The organism is Clostridium tertium, from assembly GCF_902652255.1.
GTDB classification, from domain to species: Bacteria; Bacillota; Clostridia; order Clostridiales; family Clostridiaceae; genus Clostridium; species Clostridium tertium_A.
Window position 1 is genome coordinate 230652 of sequence record NZ_CACRTO010000020.1, and the last position, 24722, is coordinate 255373.

21 protein-coding genes, 1 pseudogene and 1 other annotated feature are annotated in these 24722 nt (G+C 28.5%); of the genes and pseudogenes, 18 read left to right on the forward strand and 4 right to left on the reverse strand.

The annotated features are described in order from the left end of the window. The first annotated feature begins 6 nt into the window (after positions 1–6). From GPX08_RS10045 to GPX08_RS10055, 3 genes are read left to right on the forward strand one after another with little or no spacing between them, the layout of a single operon-like run. Entirely contained in the window at positions 7–549 is a 543-nt protein-coding gene (locus tag GPX08_RS10045) for a rubrerythrin family protein (RefSeq protein ID WP_156626678.1), read from the forward strand. An 11-nt stretch (positions 550–560) separates the two neighbouring features. After that, positions 561–1295, forward strand: a complete 735-nt coding sequence (locus GPX08_RS10050) for a hypothetical protein (RefSeq protein ID WP_156626679.1) — start codon at positions 561–563, stop codon at positions 1293–1295. 12 nt (positions 1296–1307) lie between these two features. After that, positions 1308–1673 carry a hypothetical protein gene (locus GPX08_RS10055; RefSeq protein WP_156626680.1) on the forward strand — a complete coding sequence of 122 codons (366 nt, stop codon included), beginning with the start codon at positions 1308–1310 and terminating at the stop codon, positions 1671–1673. Between the two features lie 59 nt (positions 1674–1732). On the opposite strand, the gene pssA is transcribed toward GPX08_RS10055, so the two are convergent. Further along, positions 1733–2254: a CDP-diacylglycerol--serine O-phosphatidyltransferase gene (gene pssA / locus GPX08_RS10060; protein WP_156626681.1), complete on the reverse strand. Its 522-nt coding sequence runs from the start codon at positions 2252–2254 to the stop codon at positions 1733–1735. Between the two features lie 304 nt (positions 2255–2558). On the opposite strand from pssA, the gene GPX08_RS10065 reads away from it, so the two are divergent. From GPX08_RS10065 to GPX08_RS10105, 9 genes are all read left to right on the forward strand, one after another. Then, complete coding sequence (locus GPX08_RS10065; protein WP_156626682.1) at positions 2559–3443, forward strand: YegS/Rv2252/BmrU family lipid kinase; 885 nt, start codon at positions 2559–2561, stop codon at positions 3441–3443. Between the two features lie 423 nt (positions 3444–3866). Next, positions 3867–5126: a CBS domain-containing protein gene (locus GPX08_RS10070; RefSeq protein WP_156626734.1), complete on the forward strand. Its 1260-nt coding sequence runs from the start codon at positions 3867–3869 to the stop codon at positions 5124–5126. 73 nt (positions 5127–5199) lie between these two features. Then, positions 5200–5431: a binding site (T-box leader), on the forward strand. A gap of 336 nt (positions 5432–5767) precedes the next feature. After that, on the forward strand, positions 5768–6676 hold the full coding sequence (gene cysK, locus GPX08_RS10075; RefSeq protein ID WP_156626683.1) for a cysteine synthase A: 909 nt from the start codon (positions 5768–5770) through the stop codon (positions 6674–6676). A 35-nt stretch (positions 6677–6711) separates the two neighbouring features. Continuing rightward, a complete protein-coding gene (cysE, locus tag GPX08_RS10080) occupies positions 6712–7296 on the forward strand; it encodes a serine O-acetyltransferase (protein ID WP_156626684.1) in 585 nt (194 codons plus the stop codon). A gap of 328 nt (positions 7297–7624) precedes the next feature. Then, complete coding sequence (gene queG, locus GPX08_RS10085; protein WP_156626685.1) at positions 7625–8608, forward strand: tRNA epoxyqueuosine(34) reductase QueG; 984 nt, start codon at positions 7625–7627, stop codon at positions 8606–8608. Between the two features lie 32 nt (positions 8609–8640). Next, positions 8641–9345: a 1-acyl-sn-glycerol-3-phosphate acyltransferase gene (locus tag GPX08_RS10090; protein WP_156626686.1), complete on the forward strand. Its 705-nt coding sequence runs from the start codon at positions 8641–8643 to the stop codon at positions 9343–9345. Between the two features lie 141 nt (positions 9346–9486). Continuing rightward, the gene (gene nth, locus GPX08_RS10095; protein ID WP_156626687.1) at positions 9487–10131 is read left to right on the forward strand and encodes an endonuclease III; all 645 of its coding nucleotides are present in this window, start codon (positions 9487–9489) and stop codon (positions 10129–10131) included. Positions 10132–10497: 366 nt separating this feature from the next. Next, on the forward strand, positions 10498–11397 hold the full coding sequence (locus GPX08_RS10100) for a D-alanine--D-alanine ligase (RefSeq protein WP_156626688.1): 900 nt from the start codon (positions 10498–10500) through the stop codon (positions 11395–11397). A 266-nt stretch (positions 11398–11663) separates the two neighbouring features. After that, positions 11664–13763, forward strand: coding sequence for a sodium-translocating pyrophosphatase (locus GPX08_RS10105; RefSeq protein WP_156626689.1), 2100 nt, complete (start codon positions 11664–11666; stop codon positions 13761–13763). Between the two features lie 260 nt (positions 13764–14023). Here the strand turns inward: GPX08_RS10105 and GPX08_RS10110 are convergent, their stop codons facing one another. Together GPX08_RS10110 and GPX08_RS10115 are read right to left on the reverse strand one after the other, a co-directional pair. Next, a complete protein-coding gene (locus GPX08_RS10110) occupies positions 14024–14509 on the reverse strand; it encodes a GNAT family N-acetyltransferase (RefSeq protein ID WP_156626690.1) in 486 nt (161 codons plus the stop codon). A 50-nt stretch (positions 14510–14559) separates the two neighbouring features. Next, positions 14560–15017, reverse strand: a pseudogene (locus GPX08_RS10115) (NUDIX domain-containing protein). A 187-nt stretch (positions 15018–15204) separates the two neighbouring features. On the opposite strand from GPX08_RS10115, the gene GPX08_RS10120 reads away from it, so the two are divergent. Continuing rightward, positions 15205–15591: a CopY/TcrY family copper transport repressor gene (locus GPX08_RS10120; protein WP_156626691.1), complete on the forward strand. Its 387-nt coding sequence runs from the start codon at positions 15205–15207 to the stop codon at positions 15589–15591. Then, on the forward strand, positions 15591–18419 hold the full coding sequence (locus tag GPX08_RS10125; RefSeq protein WP_156626692.1) for a hypothetical protein: 2829 nt from the start codon (positions 15591–15593) through the stop codon (positions 18417–18419). Before GPX08_RS10120 ends, GPX08_RS10125 begins: the two co-directional genes overlap by 1 nt. Positions 18420–18638: 219 nt before the next feature. Here GPX08_RS10125 and GPX08_RS10130 read toward each other — a convergent pair whose 3' ends face one another. Further along, a complete protein-coding gene (locus GPX08_RS10130; protein ID WP_156626693.1) occupies positions 18639–18938 on the reverse strand; it encodes a hypothetical protein in 300 nt (99 codons plus the stop codon). A gap of 599 nt (positions 18939–19537) precedes the next feature. Here GPX08_RS10130 and GPX08_RS10135 point away from each other — a divergent pair. The 4 genes from GPX08_RS10135 (at position 19538) to GPX08_RS10150 (ending at position 24511) form a co-directional block, all read left to right on the forward strand. Beyond that, a complete protein-coding gene (locus GPX08_RS10135) occupies positions 19538–20248 on the forward strand; it encodes a response regulator (RefSeq protein ID WP_156626694.1) in 711 nt (236 codons plus the stop codon). After that, positions 20241–21821: a HAMP domain-containing protein gene (locus GPX08_RS10140; RefSeq protein WP_156626735.1), complete on the forward strand. Its 1581-nt coding sequence runs from the start codon at positions 20241–20243 to the stop codon at positions 21819–21821. The genes GPX08_RS10135 and GPX08_RS10140 overlap by 8 nt, the downstream gene beginning before the upstream one ends. A gap of 81 nt (positions 21822–21902) precedes the next feature. Then, on the forward strand, positions 21903–22844 hold the full coding sequence (locus GPX08_RS10145) for a muramidase (protein ID WP_156626695.1): 942 nt from the start codon (positions 21903–21905) through the stop codon (positions 22842–22844). A gap of 164 nt (positions 22845–23008) precedes the next feature. Next, positions 23009–24511 carry a vancomycin resistance protein gene (locus GPX08_RS10150; RefSeq protein WP_156626696.1) on the forward strand — a complete coding sequence of 501 codons (1503 nt, stop codon included), beginning with the start codon at positions 23009–23011 and terminating at the stop codon, positions 24509–24511. The last annotated feature ends 211 nt before the right edge of the window (positions 24512–24722 follow it).

A 24722-nucleotide genomic window follows, 5' to 3' on the forward strand; every position in this document is an offset into this window, starting at 1 on the left:
AATAAAATGGATTTAAAGGGAAGTAAAACTGAAAGTAATCTATTTAGAACTTTTGCTGGTGAGTCAAGGGCAAGGACTAGATATAATTTATATGCTGAGAAAGCAAGACTTGATGGATATCAGTGGGTTGCTGAAATATTTGATGAAACTGCTAGAAATGAATTTGCTCATGCAAGAGAGGTTTATGGAACTTACTTAAATTTGATTGGATGTACTAAAAATAATTTGATGGCTAGTATTTTAGGTGAAAATAGTGAGTTTCAAGACATTTATAAGGGATTTGAAGCAGATGCAAGAGCTGAAGGTTTTAATGAAATAGCTGATTTTTACAAGGAATTATCTGAAACAGAAGAAAATCATTCTAAGAGATTTAAAGAACTTTATGACAAGATAGAGGATGGAACTATGTTTAAGGGACCAGCAGGATCTTTATGGGTATGTATGAATTGTGGATATATTCATGAAGGTGAAGAAGCACCATTAGTTTGTCCGTTATGCAAGTATCCAAGAGCATATTTTAAACCTTACTGTAAGGTAACTAATCCTTAAGGAGGAAGCTTATGTTTATTTCATTACCAAAGGAGTTTTTTGTTCCAGTACTATTTAATAATGAGTTTCAGTTTAATAATGAAAATAATTCTATGGAATATGATTCTGAGAAAAAAAGAGAGGATAATAACGAAGGCTTTATTAGTAATATAAGCAGAAATGATGTTTTAGATAATAAAAGCTTAGTTAAGGATGAAAGATTAAGAAGTGATGGGGAATTTACAAGTAATTATTTTGAGAACATAGAAGATAAAGATATAGAAGAACAAATAGTTAAATATATTAACGGCTTTATGAGGTTTATTAGGGAACTTAGAGATGCTAACTGTTTAGGAAATAATGAAAAAGAAAGTATAAGACTTGTAAATTATTATGCTAGGAAATTTAAAGATATATATAATATGTATAAAGAAGAGATTCTTAATGTTAGAAGACCTCTAACCCCTGCGGATGTAGATGCATTCGTTAATTATTATATAAATAAGATAAGTGATATTTATAACGAGAATTTAGCTAAACTTAATTGCAAAACCTTAAATTATGATTCTATTGAAGCTGTCATTGATGAAATACTTAATGATGCTAGGAAGATTTTAAAAGATCAGATTGAAAATCTAAATTGTATGCTTGTAAATAAAAGAGTTGAATGCAAGAGTAGCGCAGATATAGAGGCTTTATTAAAAAATAGTGATAATATATATAATAAAATTGATAATGAACTTGTTAATGCAACTATAAATATGTAAGCAGGTGATAATTTGTCTTACAGGCATTTAATGAAAAATCAATATAATGATATAAATAATTTAACTAATTTGCTTGGTTCCATGGTTAACTCTTATAGACTACTAATAGGTGGTGCAAATGAGCTTAATAATATATCAGAAGCTAAAAAAGGTGATGTAAAAGAAGCAGTAAAAAGAGCTGACAATTTGGGTGAGATTATTGATGAAATAATAAAGACTCTTGATGACTGTAGTGGAGCTTATGTTAAATATTGTAAGCTTAAGAAGAATTATATAGATGATAAAACAATAAAGGATAATATATTAACAGAAATTGATTATGATTTACAATTTAACAACTCTGAAAGAGATGAAGATGAGGATGATGATGAAGAATAATCAATAAACATAAATAGGCTGAGTCAAAATATAAAATTTGATTCAGCCTATTTATGTTTCTATACCTTTTTTAACTTAAATGTACTAACCATTAGATATGCACCTATTGCTAATAATATGATAGGAATCCATGGTGTTATATTTTTATTTAAAGTGAAAAATACAAATACTGCAATGAAGCTACCAGTGATTGTTATTGGAACTCCTGTAAATACACCATCAAATGTTGAAGTGTTATATCTTGCAAGTCTATATGCTCCACAAATAGGGAATGCAAGAAGTACAGCTATTCCAATTATACCGGCTGGTCCAACTTTTGCTAAATCATACATTAAAAATGTTAATATTGAAGGTGCTACACCAAAGGACACTAAATCTGCTAGAGAATCTAGCTCTTTTCCAAGTTCGCTAGAAACATTTAACCATCTAGCAATTCTACCATCATATCTATCAACAAGTGCTGCTATTATTATAAAAAAGCACGCAAATAAATAGTTTTGTTCGAATGTGTATAAAATAGATATTATGCCACATGATAAATTAATAAATGTAAAAATATTTGGTATACAACTTTTCTTCATAATTATCACCCCTATTATATAAAGGAAGATAGAGTTAAGCTTTCCTTTATTATCAATGCACTATTATATCACATATTTAACATAAATATAAGGTCATAAGTATTAAAATAATTATTAATATAATCTTAAGACGAAAAAAGAGAAAATTAAGGTGTTATTAATATAATCTTAAGAAAAATAACTAATATTTAATTTTATTTATATGTAAAATATAGTAATACGAAAAAATATGATATAATAATTAGTATATTTATTTTATGAAATTTTTCAATAATTATTAGTTTAATTATTAAGGAGGGGTAAAGTGAAAAAGGTTAAGTTTATTTATAACCCATATTCAGGAGAAAATTTAATAATAGATAAACTTGATAAGGTTATAAAGATTCACCAAGAAGCAGGATACACGGTTGTCCCATATAGAATCGATAAGGATGAGGATGTAATAAATGCCTTTAATGACTTTAAAGATGTAAACTACTATTATGTACTAATAGCAGGTGGAGATGGAACTATAGATAGTGTAGTAAATGCTATGGCGAAAGCAGGAGTTTCAGTACCAATTGGGATATTACCTGTTGGAACTGCAAATGATTTTGGGAAATTCTTAGGAATGCCTAATGATATAATTAAAGCCTGCAAACAAATCATTAACTCAGAAGTAACAGCTGTAGATTTAGGAAGTATTAATGATAAATACTTTGTTAATGTAGCTAGTACGGGATTATTTACAGATGTTTCTCAAAAAACGGATGTTAATTTGAAAAATACAATAGGCAAGCTAGCTTATTATTTAAAAGGTTTAGAGGAGCTTCCAAACTTTAGAAAGTTAAAAATTAAAATAAGCTCTAAGGAAATGGAATATGATGGCCATATGTACTTTATGCTGGTATTTAATGGACAAACAGCTGGAAATTTTAAACTTGCAACTAGAGCAGCAGCTACAGATGGTTTATTAGATGTAATAATCTTTAAGGCTATCCCAATAATAGAGCTTATTCCTTTATTTGTTAAGGTTCTAAGAGGAGAGCATTTAGATTCAGACAATGTTATTTATTTTAAAACAGATAATTTATGTATTGAATCTTCTGAGGATATTGTAACAGATATTGACGGAGAAAAAGGACCAGATTTTCCATTAAACATAAAATGTATAAAGGGTGGACTTAAGGTTTTAGGTGTTAAGTCATAATTAGCGAATATATTATTTAGAAGCTCAACAAAAAAGAATTAAATTAATTCTTCTTTGTTGAGTTTCTGCTTTAAAATAATTTTACTATGATTTTCTAACAATATTATTTTAATACTAGAAAGGATAATGGTAACAATAATAAATAAAAGCATATATGGTAAAAATTGTGACTCAATAATATTTTAAGAAAATGTTGCCTTTTAGTTGTTTTTTAATATAATATAATATTGGAGATATTCCATAGATGAATTAAAATAGATTGATTTGAAAAAAATAAGGAGTGAATTTAAATGGAGGGTGTCCCTCAGAGTAGCAATTTATCAAAATTGAATATTATTGTTTTAGAGGAGATAAACTTCATTATAAATTAACATAAATATATTAATTCTCCTCTAAAATTGAGGAGGAAAAGATATGAAGAATATGAAGAAACTATCAGTATTTCTATACACAAATATCTTAGGACGAAAAATATACGATGAATTTGATGAAAGTATAGGAGAACTTAGAGATATTTATGTAACTACTGAAGATGGTTATCCTAGAGTTATTGGCTATAAGGTAAAGAGAGATGGAACTACATTTCATTATGAATTTAGGACAATAACATTTAACCAAATGGATAATAATAAGATTAAGATAGTTACAAGAGGAAGTAAAGAAATACTACCAAGGACATATTCCTATCTTTTATCAGAGCACTTACTAGATAAAAAAATTGTAGATATTAATGGAAAACAGGTAGTAAGAGTTGATGATTTAAGAATAGCAGAAATAGCTGGAGAATATAGAGTTATTGCAGTTGAAACAGGTCCTTATGCAAGGTTTAGAAGATTAAACTGTGCAAAGCTTGGAAGCTTTATATATAAGATTTTAAGAAAGGACTATGAAGATAGAGTTTTAATGTGGGATGATGTTGAATCATTGGAAATGGTAAATAATAATTTACAGATTTCAGTTCCATATAAGAAACTTTCTACATTACATCCAGCAGACTTAGCAGATATATTAGAGAACTTAGATGCAAGTTCAAGAAAACAAATATTTGAATCTTTAGATGAAGATTTAGCAGCAGATACATTAGAAGAAATAGACCCAGAATATAAAGGAAGTATTATTAAAGACTTAAGTGAAACTAAGACAGCTGAATTATTAGAAATAATGTCAAATGACGAAATTGCAGACGTCCTAGATGAATTAGATGATGAGGAAAGGGAAAAAATCCTTGTTAATCTTGAGAAGGAAGATGCAGAAGAAGTTAAAGAGATATTAGGTTATGAAGATGAAGCTGTTGGTAGTATTATGAGAACTGACTTCCTATCTTTTAATTTAGATATTACTGTTGGAGAAATTATTGAGATATTAAGGGAAATGGAAGAAATTGAAGAAGACGAGCTTTATAGGATTTATATTACTGATGAAGAAGAAAGAGTTTTAGGAGCTATTACTTCTTATGACCTAATATTAAATAAGTCAGATGCTAAAGTTAAAGATATTATGACAGAAGATATTGAAGTTATAAGACATGATGTAGATATTAATGAAGCTATAGAGCTTACCTCAAAATACGACTTATTATCTATACCAGTTATAGATGAAGAGGATAAGTTAATAGGTGCTGTAAATACACATGATTTAATAGATGAAATTCTTTATCCAGTATGGAAGAAAAAAATAAGGTAAGATCAGTTAAAATATTGACAATTAATTCTTTAGTCATATAATAAAATTATAAAGCTTAGTAATTTACTCAGAATTAAAAACAGTGAAGAAGAAAAGTAGTATAAAGGAAGGTTACAGAGAGAAGGGTAAGATGAGATCCCTTTACCTAGAGTTTATATGAAGTGCCCTTTGGAGTTGAAGTTTGAATTATTAGTAGAACTTTCCGGATTCATCCGTTACAATGAATGCTGTATTTTGCAGTAATAAGTGAGATTAATTGTTTAATCTAATTAGAGTGGAACCACGGAGTTGCCTTCGTCTCTATAAGTACTAGAGACGGGGGCTTTTTATTATAAAGTGATTCTTATCTTCAGGTGGAGTTTTCTTAAAAAGTAGAGAATCAAAATATTGTATTTTGTGTGAATCACTTTCACAGAGTGCAGGAATACCCTGTGCTCCATCTGAAGGTTAGAAGAACTAATTCAGGTGCGTAGCAGTGCTTAGCTCCCACTTACAGAAGCTGGGAGTGTTAGCAATGGTAGCGATGGGATAAATATGAAATACATATTAAATTAAAGTAAAATATTTATTGCAAATTATACAAATAAATTCAATTGGAATTTGAAGAGTAAATTTATTATATATAAAAAATGGAGGATATTATGATTTACAATAACATGTTAGATATGATTGGTAAGACACCAATATTAAAATTAAATAGGTTAGCAGATGAAAATAGTGCAGAAGTATATATAAAGCTTGAAAAATTAAATCCAGGAGGAAGTGTTAAAGATAGAGCAGCACTTGGAATGATTGAAAATGCAGAGAAGATGGGATTATTAAAGGAAGGTTCTGTAATAGTTGAACCTACAAGTGGAAATACTGGTATAGCTTTAGCTATGATAGGAAGATTAAAAGGCTATAAGGTTGTTATAGTAATGCCTGATAGTATGAGTAAAGAAAGAAGAGATTTAATAAAAGCATATGGTGCTGAGCTGATTTTAACAGATGGATCAGAAGGTATGAATGGAGCTATAGAAAAGGCTAAGGAGCTTTCAAAGAAGGAAAATTATTTTATGCCACAGCAGTTTGAAAATATAGCAAATAGTGAAAAGCATTATTATACAACAGCAGAAGAAATATATTCTGATTTAAATGATTTAGATTTATTTATTGCAGGGGTAGGAACTGGTGGAACTGTAACTGGAGTAGGAAATAAATTAAAAGAGAAAATAAGCAATATAAAAATAGTTGCAGTTGAACCTAAGAAATCACCTGTTTTAAGTGGGGGAAATGCTGGAGCGCATAAAATTCAGGGGTTAGGATCAGGCTTTATACCTGAAATTTATAACCCTAAAGTGATAGATGAAGTGGTAAAAGTTTCTGATGAAGATGCACTTAAAACTACTAAGTTAGTTGCTGAAAAGGAAGGCATATTACTTGGAATATCTTCAGGGGCAGCAATATATGTAGCATTAGAAAAAGCTAGAGCTCTTGGTAAGGGTAAGAAAGTTTTAGCTATTGCCCCAGATGGTGGGGAAAAGTATATATCAATGGGAATATATGACTAATTACCTTATGCAATTAAATTTAAGGAGGATTTGCTGTGTTTGATAGCTTAAGATATGATATAAATAATATATTAGAAAATGACCCAGCAGCTAGAAGTAAAATAGAAGTATTTTTATTATATCCTTGTATTCATGCTTTAGTAGCATATAGAATAGCACATTTTTTATATAAGCATAAAAGGTTTTTCTTAGCTAGATTTATTTCTCAAATAGCAAGATTTACTACAGGAATAGAAATTCACCCAGGGGCCAAAATAGGTAAGGGATTATTTATTGACCATGGTATGGGTGTTGTAATTGGGGAAACTACTGAAATAGGAAATAACGTAACTATTTATCATGGTGTTACTCTTGGTGGAACTGGTAAAGAAAAGGGTAAAAGACATCCTACTGTTGAAGATGATGTTATTATTGGAGCTGGAGCAAAGGTTCTTGGTCCAATTACTTTAAAAAAAGGATGTAGAGTTGGAGCTAACACTGTAGTATTAAAAGATGTACCAGGAAAAGCTACTGTTGTTGGATGTGCTGGTAGAAATATTATTAAAAATGTTAATGATATTATCGAAGTTATCGATGAAGATGGAAGGAGAAAAACAATATATAATAATATGATGATATAGGGTGTGCTGGCGCACAAATTAAAAATGAAGAATGAATAATGAAGAATTGAGGAAAAAACTCATGAATGAGTTTTGATAAAATAATTATTTTAGGAATTCTGTAAGAATTACATCAATAAAGTATTAAGTATAAATATTAATTGATAATGAGATGGATACTTAATAATATGTTTTTAAGTAATTTCTTTAAAATTATTTTTTATATTGAGATTCAAATTTTAATATTATATTTTTAATTTTTATATTTGTGTTATAGGTTCTTTGGATTGAAGAGTTTGTAATAACTTTTCAGTGCAATCTATAAGTTATTTTATATATTGTTATTAATATGAGAGAAAAAATTATAAGTTATTGTAATACTTTAGGTTTAGATACTTTAGGTTTTATAAAATGTAGAGAGTTTACAGAACTTAGAAGCTTTTTTTATGATAGAAAAGAAAAGGGACTTGAAAATGAATTTGAAGAAGGGGATGTAGAAAAAAGAATAAATCCCTTTATTTATATGGAGGAGGGGAAGACTATTATTTCAATAGCTTTCCCTTATCTGCATAATGTAGATTATTGTGATAATGGATTTTCAGTTTATACTAGAGGAACAGATTATCACAAAGTTGTTAAGTCTTATTTATCTAAGATCTGTGAATATATAGAAAGTTTGGGTGGAAAAGCTTCTTCTTTTGTAGATAGTAACTTTTTACCTGAAAGATATATTGCCTACTTAGCAGGAGTAGGTTTTATAGGAAAAAATAATTTGATAATAACTGAAAAGTATGGTTCTTATGTATTTCTTGGAGAGATAATTACTGACTTAGAAATAGATTGTGAAGAAAGAAATTACGAAGAAATAAAAGATTTTAAGGAATGTGGTAATTGTGAGCTTTGCTATAAAAGCTGTCCAAGTAAGGCTATAAATCCATATAAAAAGAATAGTAATATTTGTGTATCATACTTTACTCAAAAAAAGGATTTATCAGATAAACATATAAAGCTTTTAAATGGAAGAGTCTTTGGATGTGATAGTTGCCAAGAACCATGTCCTTATAATAAGGAAAAGGAATTTTCAAAAATAGAAGAATTTATACCTTTTGATTTTATGAATTCTGATAACACATTAGAACTTGCAAATGTAAATAATAAAGGATTTAAAGAAAGTTATTTAAAAACCTCCTGTGGTTGGAGAGGGAAAAATGTTCTTAAAAGAAATGCATTAATTAAAATAAATACTAGTAATGGAGATATAAGCAATATTAAAACAGATTCTCCTTATTTAAATGATTATGTGAATAGACTTTTAAATAGTAATAAAATATAATAATTATAGAAACTAAGAAGTGAGGTAGAAGGATGTTATCACCAATGGCAGTGAGAATAGTAAATGCTCTACCAGAATCAGTGGTAGTTAAAGTAACAAGAGTATTAGTAAAGAGATATTTTAAAAAGTATGCAAACATTAAAATAGAAGGATTAGATAAATTAGAAAATGTAAATGGACCTTTGATTTTTATTTGCAATCATTTAAGTAATGCTGATGGACTTGTTTTAGACAAGGTTTTAAGAGAAAAATTTGATCCAACCTTTGTGGCTGGAATTAAATTATCTAATGACCCTGTAACTAAACTTGGAACTATGATGATTAAGAATGTTGGAATTAAGCCAAATTCTGCAGATAAGGAAGCGATAACTAGAATAGTAAAATTAGTTAGAGGCGGAGAAAACTTAGTCATTTTCCCAGAAGGTACAAGAAGTAGAACTGGAGCTATGATTGAGGGTAAAAAAGGTGTTTTATTAATAGCTAGACTTACGAAAGCTACTATAGTACCAATAGGAATGCATGGTACTGAAATTCTTTTACCTATTAATAAAGATGGTGATATGGGAGGAGAAAAATTTAATTATGCTGATGTACATATAAAATTTGGTAATCCTATGTCATTACCTACTAAGGGAAAAGATGAAGATAAACATGAATTTGATGAAAGATCTATGCAGTTTTTAATGAAGTCAATTTCTGATTTATTACCTGAGAAATATAAGGGAGTTTATAAATAATAAAAGTTATAAACTATATAATATATAGGTTCTCATAAAAGGATTTTAATAATTTGTAACTAGTTACCACATTAATTGCACATTTCTAATTGTTAATTATTAATTTAGCTGTTTTTAAGATAGCTTAAGGTGGGTGATTTAATGAAAAAAAGAACTAAGGAAATTTTAGATATATTGAAGGTTGAATATCCAGATGCAAAGTGTGAGCTTAACCATGAATCTGCATTTCAACTTTTAGTTGCAACTATATTATCGGCTCAAACTACTGATAAGAAGGTTAATGAAGTAACTGAAACATTATTCAAAGATTATCCTGATTTAGATGCATTTTTAACTTTATCTTTAGAAGAGTTAGAAAGTAGAATAAAGCAAATAGGACTATATAGAAGTAAGGCTAAGAACTTAATAATGATGTGCAATCAATTAAAGCAAAACTTCAATGGAGAAGTTCCAAGTACTATGGAAGAATTAACTTCATTAGCAGGTGCAGGTAGAAAAACTGCAAATGTAGTTTTATCTAATGCTTTTGATGTGCCTTCTATAGCAGTTGATACTCATGTTTTTAGAGTTTCAAATAGATTAGGTCTAGCTAATTCAGAAAATGTTTTAGAGGTTGAAAAGCAATTACAAAAAGAATTACCAAAAAGGGAATGGAGTTTAACTCACCATTTATTAATCTTCCATGGTAGAAGATGTTGTATTGCTAGAAATCCAAAATGTGAGATTTGCCCTTTAACAAAGTACTGCAAATATTATAAGGAAAACTTAAAACTTAAGAAGAAATAATAATTCATCTTAAAATGCGAAGCATTTTAAAATGAAAAAATTAAGGTAATGAAAGAATGAAAAAATGAAGGAAGAGGCTTTGCTATGCAAAACCTCCTTTGTTTTAAAGATGACTAAAAAAATCTATAAAGATTTTTTTATATATTCTTTAATTTTTTCATTCTTTCATTAATAAAATGCTTCGCATTTTAAAACAACTATATTCTTTTCATAGATTTTATACAGTGATATAATTATGTAATGGGTTAATTATTTAATAGGATATTATGGAATTAAGATAATTATGAAATAAGTAACTTGAAATCTAAGAATAACAGTATAAGTATAAAAAATAAGTAAGTAATTTAATAGTAATTGGAGGACATTATGAAAGTTGGAGTATTAATGGGGGGAATATCCTCAGAAAGAGAAGTATCATTAAGTAGTGGTAATTCAATAATGCAGCATATTAATAAAGAAAAATATGAAGTAACACCTATAATTATAGATAGTAAAGAGGACGTAATTGAAAAGGTAAAAGGAATTGATTTTGCTCTTTTAGCTCTTCATGGTAAGTTTGGAGAAGATGGTTCAGTTCAAGCAGTTTTAGATACCCTTGGAATACCTTATTCAGGATGTGATACTTTAAGTAGTGCATTATGTATGGATAAAGACTTATCTAAAAGTGTTTTAAAGGCTAAAGGAATAAGAACTGCAAAGTGGTTAAATGTATCTTCAGTAGATGAAATAGACTATGAAGCTATAGAAGATATGGGATACCCAGTATTTATTAAGCCTACTAATGGTGGATCAAGTGTTGCTACATTTAAGGTTACTAAGAAGGAAGATGTAGAGCATGCAGTAGTTGAAGGCCTTAAGTGGGATAAGGAAGTAATGATTGAAGAATTCATTAAAGGAAATGAGATTACATGTCCTGTATTTGATCATGAGTTATTTCCAATCTTAGCTATAAAGGCTAAAACTGATTTTTATGATTATGAACAAAAGTACTCAGCAAATGGTGCAGAGCATTATCCGATTGAATTAGATGAAGAACTTTATAATGAAGTTAAAAAAATGGCTTTAGATACTTATAAAGCTTTAAAATGTTCAGTTTATACTAGAATAGATATGATAATCACTGAAGATAATGTTCCATATATACTAGAAGCTAATACTTTACCAGGTATGACAGCTACTAGTTTATTCCCTCAAAGTGCAGGAGAAAAAGGAATAGATTATTCAAGCTTCATTGATATGATAATTGAATACTCATTAAAGAAATAGTTTTAAAATGCAAAGCATTTTAAATTAAAAAATTAAGGTAATGAAAAAATGAAAGAATGAAGGTAGGGGTTTTGCTATGCAAAACCTCTTTTATTTATAGATGTTCTTACAAAAATCTGTAAAGATTCTTATAAACATTTTTTCATTATTTCATTAATAAAATGCTTAGCATTTTATGACAAGAAGAGTACTTTCCTGAAATCTAGAACGTATAATAATAAAGTAAAATAAGTGTTTATATATTCAATATATAAGGGGGAATAATTATGAACTTTATTCTTTTAGTTTTACTTGGTTCAGTTTTAGGTTTGCTTTTTTCAGCTTATCAAGGAAGAAGCATTATGAAAGAAGACGAAGGGGATGAAAATGTACGAAGCATTGCTATTAAGATTAGAAAAGGAGCAAATGCATATTTAAAGAGGCAGTACAAAGGAGTAACAATATTTTTTGTGATAATGTTTGTTATATTCCTTATTATGAGCCTTTTTGGGTATGTTTCAATATTTGTTCCTTTTTCTTTTGTAATAGGAGGATTTTTGTCAGGACTTACTGGTTTTATAGGTATGAAAGTTGCGACTCAAGCTAATTCGAGAACTACAACAGCTGCTAAGAAAAGTTTAAATGGAGCTTTGAAAATTTCCTTTAAAAGTGGATCTGTTATAGGGATTGTAGTAGTTTCTCTAGGTCTTTTATATATAGCTCTTGGATTTATATTTTTAGACTGGTATTATAGAGATTTATCAGAAGCAGAAAGAATACTGCAAGTTACAACTAATATTTTAACCTTTGGAATAGGGGCTTCATCAATGGCTTTATTTGCTAGAGTTGGTGGAGGAATATTTACAAAGGCTGCAGATGTTGGAGCAGATTTAGTAGGAAAAGTAGAAGTAGGGATTCCAGAAGATGATCCAAGAAATCCAGCTGTTATTGCAGATAATGTTGGTGATAATGTTGGTGATGTTGCAGGTATGGGAGCTGATCTTTATGAGTCTTATGTAGGTTCCCTAATTTCATCTTCTGCATTAGCTGTTGCTGCAGGACTATCAACAAAAGGAGCGGTGGTTCCACTTCTTGTTGCAACATTAGGTGTAGTTGCATCAATCTTCTCTACATTTTTTGTAAAGGCAAAAGAAGATTCAAGTCAAAAGAACTTACTTTCAGCCCTAAGAAGAGGTGTTTATATATCATCAGTAATTGTAGCAGTAGGATCTTATTTTATAGTAAGAGAAATATTAGGTTCTGAAAACATAGGAGTCTACTTTAGTATATTATCAGGGCTTTTTGCAGGAATTTTAATAGGATTCTTTACTGAATACTATACATCAGATAGTTATAAACCAACAAGAAATCTGGCTTCAATGAGTGAAACTGGACCAGCTACTATAATAATAGGTGGATTATCTTTAGGAATGGCATCTACTGCAATACCTGTAGTGATAGTAGCTATATCGGTATTAATAAGTTTTAATTTATCAGGAGGAACTCAAGATTTTAATTTAGGTCTTTATGGAATTGCTATTTCAGCTGTAGGAATGTTATCTACCTTGGGAATTACCTTAGCCACAGATGCTTATGGTCCTATAGCAGATAATGCTGGTGGAATTGCTGAAATGTCTGAGCAAGATCCAGAAGTAAGAAAAAGAACAGATGCATTAGATTCCCTAGGAAATACTACAGCAGCTACTGGAAAAGGCTTTGCAATAGGTTCAGCTGCGTTAACAGCTTTAGCTTTTATAGCAGCATATAAGGATTCTATTGAAAATATAGTTAAAAGCGGAACTTCTAATTTTGAATTTAACTTATCTATATTAAACCCTCAAGTTTTAATAGGATTATTTATAGGTGGAATGGTGACATTCTTATTTTCATCAAAGACAATGGATGCTGTTGGACGAGCTGCTTCAAAAATAGTAGTTGAAGTAAGAAGACAATTTAAAGAAATTCCTGGACTTATGGAAGGAAAGGGAGAGCCAGATTATGAGTCTTGTATTGATATATGTACAAAGTCTGCTCAAAGAGAACTTATTACAATAGCAATAATTTCAGTAGCTACGCCAGTAATAGTTGGCCTTATTCTAGGACCTAATGGAGTAGCAGGACTTTTAGCAGGAGCAACAGTAACAGGTTTTGCAATGGCTATAATGATGTCAAACTCAGGTGGAGCTTGGGATAATGCAAAGAAATATATAGAATCTGGAGTGCTAGGTGGAAAAGGCTCAGAATGTCATAAAGCAGCAGTTGTTGGAGATACAGTAGGAGATCCTTTTAAAGATACTACAGGACCTTCAATAAATATTCTAATAAAACTAATGTCAATGGTATCAATTGTATTTGGAGCATTAATACTTGCTTTTGGAGTACTATAGAAAATTTATATTAGAAATAAATTTTAGTAAGATATTTTATTAATTTCTTAGTGGATAGTTAAGTGGATAAATTTAAAGAGATAGCTTTAAAGATAATTAAGTAGAAATATTTTAGAAAACGCTTTTTGTAAGATGTTTTTTGATGGGATTTTAAGTAGAGATTTTTAAATAGATAAAGTTAAGTGGACACATATATGTTTAAGTTACCTTGCAGTTAAAATACTAGCAAGTGGAACTGTAACTTATATATGCCCGCTTATTTATTTAAATAGCAATATCATATCATTCCATTTCGCTCCACCATGAGAAGAGTCTGAAACTCCAACGTGTTTAAAACCAAACTTTTCATAATAATGGACTAAGTGATCCTTGCAAGTTAGAACCATTCCTTTTTTACCACGTTCCTTAGATATTCTTATAAAATGCTTTAATAATTCTGAGGCAACACCAGAGTTACGATATTCTGGTAATACATCTAATCCAAAAACAGTTTGATAATCTCCAGAAGGATTATGTAATTCAGTATTGTGATATAGTTCATCAGGTAATTCAGGTTTGTCAGTAGTACATCCATTTATAAAACCAATAACCTTTGAATCTTTTACAGCTACAAAAAAGTTTTCTTTAAAAGCAGCATATCTATTACGAAAATCTTCTTCTTTAGCTGCTTCAGCTTCAGGAAAACACTTGCTTTCTATAATAATAATTTCTTCTAAATCTTCTTTAGTGGCTTCTCTAATTTCCATATAAATCTCCTATCTTTAATATTTATATAATTTAAATTTATAGTATGCTGTTAATTTTCTATTAATTCACTATATGTAATGTTACTTTTAATATTATCAATAGCTACTTTTCTAATATTCATGATATCACTTGGAAGATCATCTAAGTCGAACCATTTTAATTCAGAAGCTTTATTTGGCTCCATTATCTTAGGGATTCCTTCAAATTTTTCAACTAAGAAATACATATCATAATAAGTTCTTCCACCGGATGAACTTACACGATGAGCTAAGTGAGCAAATGATAAATCATCTAGATTTATGTTTATTCCAAGCTCCTCTTTAGCTTCTCTTACAACAGCCATTTTAGCTGTTTCCCCTCATCAACATGTCCACTTCCTGACATATCCCACTTACCATCATCATATCCTGTATCTTTTCTACGATGTAATAGTATTTGAGTTTTATCTTCTTTTTTATTTATTATTACTGGCATTACTGCTGAATATGATTTGAAATGCTCTCCCATGATAGACCTCCTAAATTTGTCGTATTCTTTGAATAATTATAACATAATTTATAAAATTAATTTACATAATAATGCAATAATACATTTTACAAGTAAATAGAAATAATGGTAAATAAATATTGACATATATGGATTACACTTGTAAACTTAAATTAAAGATTACATTTGTAATCTAAGGAGGGGTATAATGAATAAGCTACCAAAAATATCTGATTCAGAATGGGAAATAATGAAGATAGTGTGGTCAAAAGAAGAAGTAACTTCTAATGAAATTATAGAAAGTCTTAATGGAAAGCAACAATGGAAAAGCACTACTATTAAAAGCCTTATTAGCAGACTTTTAAACAAAGAAGCTATTGGTTTTAGGAAAAATGGCAAGGAGTATGTTTATTACTCATTAATATCAGAAGAGGAATGTATAAAAGAAGAAAGCCAATCATTTTTGAAAAGAGTTTTTAATGGATCATTAAATGATATGATAGTAAACTTGGTAAAAAGTGAAGAATTAACTAATGAAGATATAAATGAGCTAAGGGATATTTTAAATGAAAAGTTAGATATGGAGGATGAATAATGAGTTATATTATTGAATCCTCAATAGTTGCAAGTTTTTTAATAGGAATAATTTTGCTAATAAGATTACTACTAAAAAATCATATGAAAAAGTCTATAATATATTACCTTTGGTTTATTTTATTAATAAAATTAATAATTCCTTTTGGCCCAGAAAGTAAATTAAGTCTTTTTAACTTAGTTAATGTTAATTCTATAGAAGAAAGTAATAATTCAATTATAAATAGCAATACACAAGTAAATAATCAAGATACAATTCAAAGAATACCTAATGACGAAATTAATAATTACATTTCTACAGATTTTAATTCACCAGCAAATAATATAGTTAATGATAATAATAAACAAAGCAATAATTTTACTTATAAAGAAATAATATTTTATCTTTGGATAAGTGTAGCTTCTATACTTATTTTAAGGGTATTAATATCTTATTTAAAACTTCACCTTAGTATTAAAAAGGAATATATAGAGTATAAGAATTATGATGTAGATATTGATATTACTAAGGAAAAGAAAATATTATCTATAAATAGAAATATTGAAATAAGAGTAACTAATGAAATTAATAGTCCTAGTCTTTGTGGGATAATTAAACCTAAAATATTAATTCCATTAAAGGTTGTAACCTCTGTAAGTGAAAAAGAAATGAAATATATAATTACACATGAGCTTTGCCATTATAAAAGAAAAGATATCTTAGTAACATGGATAACATCTATAATAAAAGCTATTCATTGGTTAAATCCAATAATTTATATTGGATTTAATATAATGAGAAGTGATTGTGAAGCTGCTTGTGATGAAATGGTTTTAACTAAAATAGGAGAAGAAGAAAATTTAAACTATGGAAATACAATAATTAATGTACTTCAGTTAATTCATTCTAAAAGACCTATTCCAGGGACAACATCCATGATAACTGACAAAAAGAGGCTTAAGGATAGAATAAAAAATATTGCTGAAAATAAGAAGTTTGGATTTAGGACTATGTTAGTAGGAATATTAGTAATATTTATTTTAGCTATAGCTCTCTTAACTAATAAATTAACTTCTGAAAAGTTTAACTTAGTTGATAGCTCTAAAATAAATAGTATAACAATAACAGTTATGCCATCGCCACCTAAAGTGAAATCTATTGATAATAAAGATGATATAAGTAAGATTGTAGATTATATAAATTCAATAGAAATAAAAGATAAAGAGCAAGGAAATTACAAGGGGTATGAGGTTAATATTAATCTTAAAGGTAAGGAAAATTATGATATAAGCTTTGTTGATGGCAGTATATATTTAAATGGTATAGTTTATAAAGTAGACAATAATGTAATAAAAGAAATTAAGGATTTTTATAATAAGCTAGAATATGAAGATACTTATAAAAACTCAGAGGGGAAAGTAAGTTCAGAAGTACATACTGAATTTTTAAATAAAATTGATGCTGATGGATATAATATTATTTTAGGAAGTAGGAATGGAGGTAGAATTTCTTTACCTAATATTATAGAAAATTTTACTTCTTTAAATAATGGATTTAATAAATCTCTAGAAAATGGATATGACTTATCTAATTATCTAGGGCTGGAGGTAGAACTTATTTCATATAATTTAGATGTAAGTCGTGGACTGCAAGAAGCTATAGCTATTATTTATAAAAATAAGTTAGTAGGATATTGGATATCTAATGAATATTATAATAAAGATGAAGGGGATACTTCTGAAATATTAAAAGAATTTGGAGTTAATGAATATACGGATATTTCCTATAATACAATATTTAAAAATTTAGCAGGGATACCTAATTTTAAAGCAGAGGAAAAGAAGAGGGAAGAATTAGAGACTAAGGATAATGCATATTCAGCAAAGGTTAATACTGTTGATATCAATGACAATGATATAATTATATATGAATATAGTGATGCCAAAGCTGCTTTAATTGAAATAGGTATATTTAATGGTGATGATTATCGTGAACCTAATTATGCCAGTGATTATATTTTAATAGATATAGAAGAGTTGAAGTCAGCTGAAAATGTATATTATAAGGACAATATAATATGTTTATATAATGGAGATTCCACTGAGATTAAAGGTTCATTATCTGAAATTTTAGGGGAGCCACTAGTTAAGCAAAGTAGAGATAACTTAAGAATTTCAGGTTCAGATATAACTATAATTTATCCATCACAATGGATGGGAGCAAGGAAACCAGTTGAATTAATTTTAGGAGATAAATCATATAAAATTGATTCTAGAAAAGTGAAGTTAAATAAGAATGTTTGTGAGCTTAAACTTGGTATGGAATATATAGATAAACCATTAAGAGAGTTTGATGGAAATTATATAAATATAAAATGGTCTGATAAATTAGTAAAAGGTACTGAAAAAACTTTTCTAACTCAAATAGAGAGAAGTGATTTTAAAAGAGTAGTTAAGACAAAATCAGGGTATATAGATTCAGCCTTAGCTTATCCAATAATTGAAACAACTTCTACAGATAAAGTATATATAGGGAAGACTATTTACGAAGAATATATTAATATTAGGAGTACAGATTGGTTTCATAACCTTGTTAATGGTATTAATAAGGAACCAGAACCTTCTTTAACAGATTATAAAATAACAGATTGTAAGTTATATTCTGAAGGGGAAAATATTTTTACAGTAGGTATTTCGTATGATATAAAGGCAACGAATGAATATAGTCCTTGGTATGCTGGTAATGGGGTAGATGGAGAGGATGGATGGATAATAAATAAGTTTGCTTTTGTAGATATAGAGAAAATTGGAGAAAATAAATACAGGATGATAAATGCTTATACAGGTTAAAAATTATATGTAATTTATATGATTCATGGGATAAATCTTAAGTAACTATGTTATAAAGCTAAATAAAAGGATATCTATATTGAGAAAGTTATAAGTTATAATTTTCTCAATATAGATATCCTTCTTTTAGCGTGATAATTTTGAATTACGCACTAAAAAATACCGCATATTCATTTTTAAATAGTACGATATTTTATGGACTAATATCTAATTTTATATTTATTTAATCCTTGTATATTTATGCCATCTATGAGGTAAAAAATCAAACAAAGATAAAACTATAAATAAAATAAAAAAATGCAATAGTATTTTTATTTTAAAATTACTCAAATTAATGTAATTAAATCCAAAAGAAGTTATAAAAACAGCTAATCCAGTATATACGCCCCTATATATATTAGGTTTAGGTTTATAAACAGAGTTACATTGTTTGCACTTCAAATATCCATTAAAACTTAAAATATTTTTTAATCTATCATAAACACTAAACTTATGATTACATTCAGTACAACTCTTCATAATAATCCTCCTAAATTAGTATTTTAACTAATTATAACATATTTTTACAATACTGTATTATTTAATTTTGAAAGAGCAAATTTTATTGACAGTTTTGCAATAGTATCTATAAGATTAACAATAATCATTGAAAATCAGCCCATCTGAATTTCCTCCTTAAGTAGCATTTAATCCATAAAATTATATTATTCAAGGGAGATTTAACATATTGTGAGTAAACCGACTTGGAGCCTGCGAGATCGACAGAACGTAATATTCTAGATGTTTTTGAAAAATCTAAAATTTAATCAAAACTCCACAAGGAGTTTTTTCATTTAGTACCGGTGAGTTTAAAAGATAAAATGATTCGAGGAGTATATAACATATTATGCGTAGGGCGACTTGGAGCGTGCGACGGAGACAGAGCATAATATGTTATATACTCCTGTACAATTTAACACAATTAAGATTTTTTTAAGGAATTTTATCCTTTATTATTAAGATATTTTACCTAAAATATAAATAAGGAATGAGAGTATGATAAACTTATCTTATAAAATTTATAAATGATTGTAGTTAGTTAATTATTTATAGGAAAGTTTTTGGAGGAAAGTGGAAATATGAGTAATGAAAGAATTTTAATAGTTGATGATGAAAAGGAAATAAGAGATTTAGTAGATATATATTTAAAAGGTGAAGGTTATGAAACTTTAAAGGCTGAAAATGGAGAAGAGGCTTTAAAGCTACTAGAAAAAGAAAAGGTTGATTTAATTATTTTAGATATAATGATGCCTAAGGTTAATGGAATAGAGGCATGTCTAAAAATTAGAGAAGAAAGAGAAATGCCAATTATTATGTTATCAGCTAAGTCTGAGGATATGGATAAGATACTAGGGCTTAATACTGGAGCAGATGATTATTTAACAAAACCTTTTAATCCTTTGGAATTAGTTGCAAGAGTTAAGTCTCAACTTAGAAGATATAAGAGATTTAACAAAACTACACAAGTGGAAAGTGTTAATAATATTGAGAATACATTAGAAGTAGATGATATTACTATAAACCTAGAAACTCATGAAGTTTTCAAAGAAGGAGAAGAAATTAAGTTAACTCCAACTGAATTTGATATCTTAGTTTTACTTGCTGAAAATAGGGGGAAGGTATTTAGTATAGAAAATATTTATAACAGTGTTTGGAAGCAAGAGTTTATGCAGTCTGATAATACTGTAATGGTTCATATAAGAAAGGTAAGAGAAAAGATTGAGGAGGATCCTAGAAAACCTAAGTATATAAAAACTGTGTGGGGGGTTGGCTATAAAATTGATAGGTAAAAAGAACAAAAAAGATAAGAATAATAATGAGAACAATACAGAGAAAATTAAGAAAGAAAAAGTTGGACTTATTAATAGATTTAAAAATTTCTTAAAGAAGTTATTTCATAGATTTGACAATTCAGGACCAGGAGTATTTATTAAGGAGTTATGTGAGTGGGTGTATAAGAATATAGAAAAAAGTATTAGATTCGAGCTTATGGTTGTATTTGCTATTTGTTTTGTCTTATCATTCTTTTTCTATGGTTTTGCTAATAATATGCTAGCAAAGAATAGAACTATAACTAATATTGAATATGATATTGGTTCAATTCAATCAACAGCAAACAATATTGCAAGGGATTTGAGTAATAATGAAAGTGTTGATGGATTAAGTGATAAAGCTACTATCGAGAGTTATTTAGAAAATTATAACTATAGTAAAGCTAAAATTTATATTACAGATTTAGATGGTAAGATACTATATAAAGTAAATGGTGATTTTCAAGAAAAATTAGATATTTATGCTGTAATAGATAAAAGCAATACTGCAACAAATGAAGGTGACGAGAAGGTATTTTTATATCCTGTGAATCTAGGAGGGGATAGAGCTTACCTTATTTATTATGAAACTCCGACTCCATATATATCTAATGAATATTATGTAGATGAAAATTCATTTTTAGCATTAGTACTTTCTGTAATTTTATTTATCTCAATATTTATAATAATTACTAATAGAAAAATGAAGTATATAGAAGAAATTGCATCAGGAGTTAGAATAATTTCTAGTGGAGACTTATCATATAGAGTTGAAGAAAAGGGTAAGGATGAAATAAAGAATTTAGCAGAAAATATTAATAACATGGCTTCAGAAATTCAAATTAGAATTGAAGCTGAAAGAAGATCAGAGCAGACTAAAAGTGAACTTATTACTAATGTGTCACATGACCTAAGAACACCTCTAACTTCAGTTATGGGATATATTGGCCTGATAAAAGACGGTAAATATGAGAATGAAGAAATGATGAAAGAGTATTTAAATATTTCCTTTAATAAAGCAACTCAACTTAAAGAGTTAATCGAAGATTTATTTGAATATAACAAATTAAATTCAAGAGGAATATCTTTAGAGAAAACTAATGTAAATATAGTTGAATTTTTATCTCAAGTAATTGAGGAATATATACCTGTTTTTGAAGAAAGTGAGCTAGAAGTTGTAACAAGATTTGTAGATGAAAAATCAATAGTAGAGATTGATGCTGGTAAAATGGTTAGAGTTTTTGAAAATCTATTCTCAAACGCAATAAAATATTCATTTAAGCCTGGAAGAGTAGTGGTTTCAGCTTATGAAAATAATGGGTATGCAAATATAGTAATAAAAAATAATGGGGAAAATATACCTAAAGAAAAAGTTGAAAGATTATTTGATAGATTCTATAGAGTAGATGAGGCAAGAAACTCTAATACAAAAGGAAGTGGATTGGGTCTTGCTATTTCCAAAAATATAGTTGAGCTACATGGGGGTAAAATTTGGGCTGAATGTGTTGAAAATGAAGTTAGCTTCTTTATTAAATTAAAAACAGTAAAATAAGAAATAATATTGATAGATATAAGTAACCTTTAAGAAAGTAATTTATAAAATGATATAGAGATTATTATTCTTGGAGGAAAAATGCAAAATAGAAATGCTAATAGTAGATTTGGAATAGACATAAATGAGTATAGTCAAGATGTTAATTTTGAGACTTTGGCGAGGACTATAGATTTCCTATATATTAGATCTTCAGGATCAGGGACTGGTAGATTTAGAGTAGATAGAAAGTTCTTAGAATTTGCAAAGTCAGCAAGGGACTATGGAATACCAGTAGGAGCTTATCATTATGCTATACCATCTTATGATTTAACTACAGCAGATTCTCAATGTGATGATTTTATTAACATATTACAGGAGGGGTTTGGAAATAAAAATTATGGTGATTTATTTCCTGTTCTAGATGTGGAAGCTCCTGTAGAGAATAAAATAAGTACTAAAGCTTTAATAGATTGGATTGATAGGTTTAGAAGAAGGTTTGAGAGAAAGACTAGAAGAAGGCTAATGTTATATACAGCAACATTTTTCATAGAGTTGTATAATGACTTTAAGTTACCAGATGGAAGTCAGCCTTTGAAAAATATGATATTATGGATCGCAATGTACATTGAGATACCAAGCAATCCACCTTATCCTCCTAATGTGGGTGGATGGACTAGGTGGAGAATTTGGCAATTTACTCAAGAACAAATTGTTAGAGGTGTTGGAAATCCAGTTGATGGAAACTGGGGACCAGATAGCGTAGATCTTCTTATGCAACCAAGACAAGTTAGAAATTTAAGAGCTGTTAAGAGGGACGGAGTTTTAAGAGTAAATTGGAGCAAAAATACTGATGTAGATTTACTAGGATATAATATTTTTGCAAATGGATATTGGATTGGAACTGTTGATAAGAATGATACAAGTTTTGAAATACCATTAAGGGAATTACCTGTTAAGACTAATGCACCAATAAATATATCAATAGAAGCTTTTGATAATGATGGTGAAACTTCTCAAATTAGAAGTAAAGTAGTTGTATAAAAAAATAAGCTGCTAATACTACAATGCTAAGTATTAGCAGCATTTTTATTTGCTTAACAGAATATACATATTTATGTAGTAATTATTTATTAAAATTAAATATTATTAACATATTTATGTTAAATTTAGAGAAAAAATATTATATAATATTAATATGAACGGTTATGTTTATTATACTTAATAAGAAGGGAGTGGGGCAGTTGAAAAAAATAAATAAGAATACTTTGATATTAGCTGGTATAGTAATTTTAGTGTTGATAATAGGTATAATAAGTTATATTTTTTCAGTTAATAAAAAAGTAGCATCATGGCAAGATAAGATATATCCAGGTGTAACTGTTTATGGTGTAGACTTAGGTGGATTAAATGAGGAAGAAGCAGCTAAATTGCTTGAAGAAAAATTACCTAATATGATTTTGGACAAGAAGTTAGTAGTTCAAGTTGAGGACAAGTCTTTAGAACTAACTTATGATGAATTAAAGCCAACTTATAATCCAGAAGAAGTAGTAAAGGCAGCTATGTTAGTAGGAAAAGATGATGGCATTTTTACTAAGAATTCATATGTAAAGGGAAAAAAGACAACTAATGTAGATACAAAACTTTCTTATAATGAAGAAGCTTTATTAGCCTTTGAAGATAAGGTTATTAATGAAGTAGGAGTAAAGCCTAAAAATGCTACAATTGAAATAAATTCAGGGAATATTTCTATTGTTGATGAGGTTTCAGGAAAAACTATAGATAAGGAAGAACTTCATAACAAGCTTGTTGAAAATATAAATGGAGATCCAAGTCACGAAGCGATACTAACATTTGATTTAGTAGTTGAAGAAGCTAGAATAAAAGCTGAAGATTTAGCTAGTATAACTGGTAAGATAAGTAGCTATAGTACATCTTATGTTAATACTGGTGATGGCAGAGTTAAGAATATGGAGCTTGCAGCTGATATAGTTAATGGAACCATACTTATGCCAGGAGACGAGTTTAGTTATAATGGATTAATCGGAGATACTACCCCAGAAAAAGGTTATGAAAAAGCTAATACTTATGTTGGAAATGAAATAGTTCCTGATTATGGTGGTGGAATATGTCAAGTTTCAACAACGCTTTATAGAGCAGTAATGAGAGCAAATATTAGATCAACAGAAAGAATGAATCACTCTCTTACAGTTTCTTATTCTGAACCGGGATTAGATGCAACGGTAGCTAATCCATATATAGATTATAAGTTTGTAAATACTTATGATTTCCCAGTATATATTCAAGGATATGTTAGTGGTGGAGAAGTTAACTTTACTTTATACGGAAATGTTGAAGCTATGGGAAATAAAACTTATGATTTAGTAAATGAAATTCATGAAAAATATAATCCAGAAGTTAAGTATGAAGATGATCCAACTATGGAAGAAGGAACTGAAAAAGTTGTATCTCATGGAATGCCAGGATATAAGGCTAGTTCATATCAAGTTACTTATGAAAATGGAGTAGAAGTAGATAGAGAGTTTATTGCTACAGATGTTTATATGACAACAGATACAGTTGTTAAAAAGGGTACTAAGAAGAAAGAAGCTCCTAAGAAAGAAGAGCCTAAGAAAGAGGACTCAAAAAAAGAAGAAACTTCTGATAAAAAGGATGATGAAACAAAGCCTGATACAAAACCAAACAACTAGGCATAAAATGCGAAGCATTTTATTAATGAAAGAATTAAAAAATGAAGAAATGAAAGAATGCTTATAAAAAATAAGGATTTTTTATAAGAGAGTATTTAAATTAAGGAGGTTTTGCATAGCAAAACCTCCTCCTCAATTTTTTCATTCTTTCATTACCTTAATTTTTTCATTTTAAAATGCTTTGCATTTTTTATGTTATTATCTTGTTAAG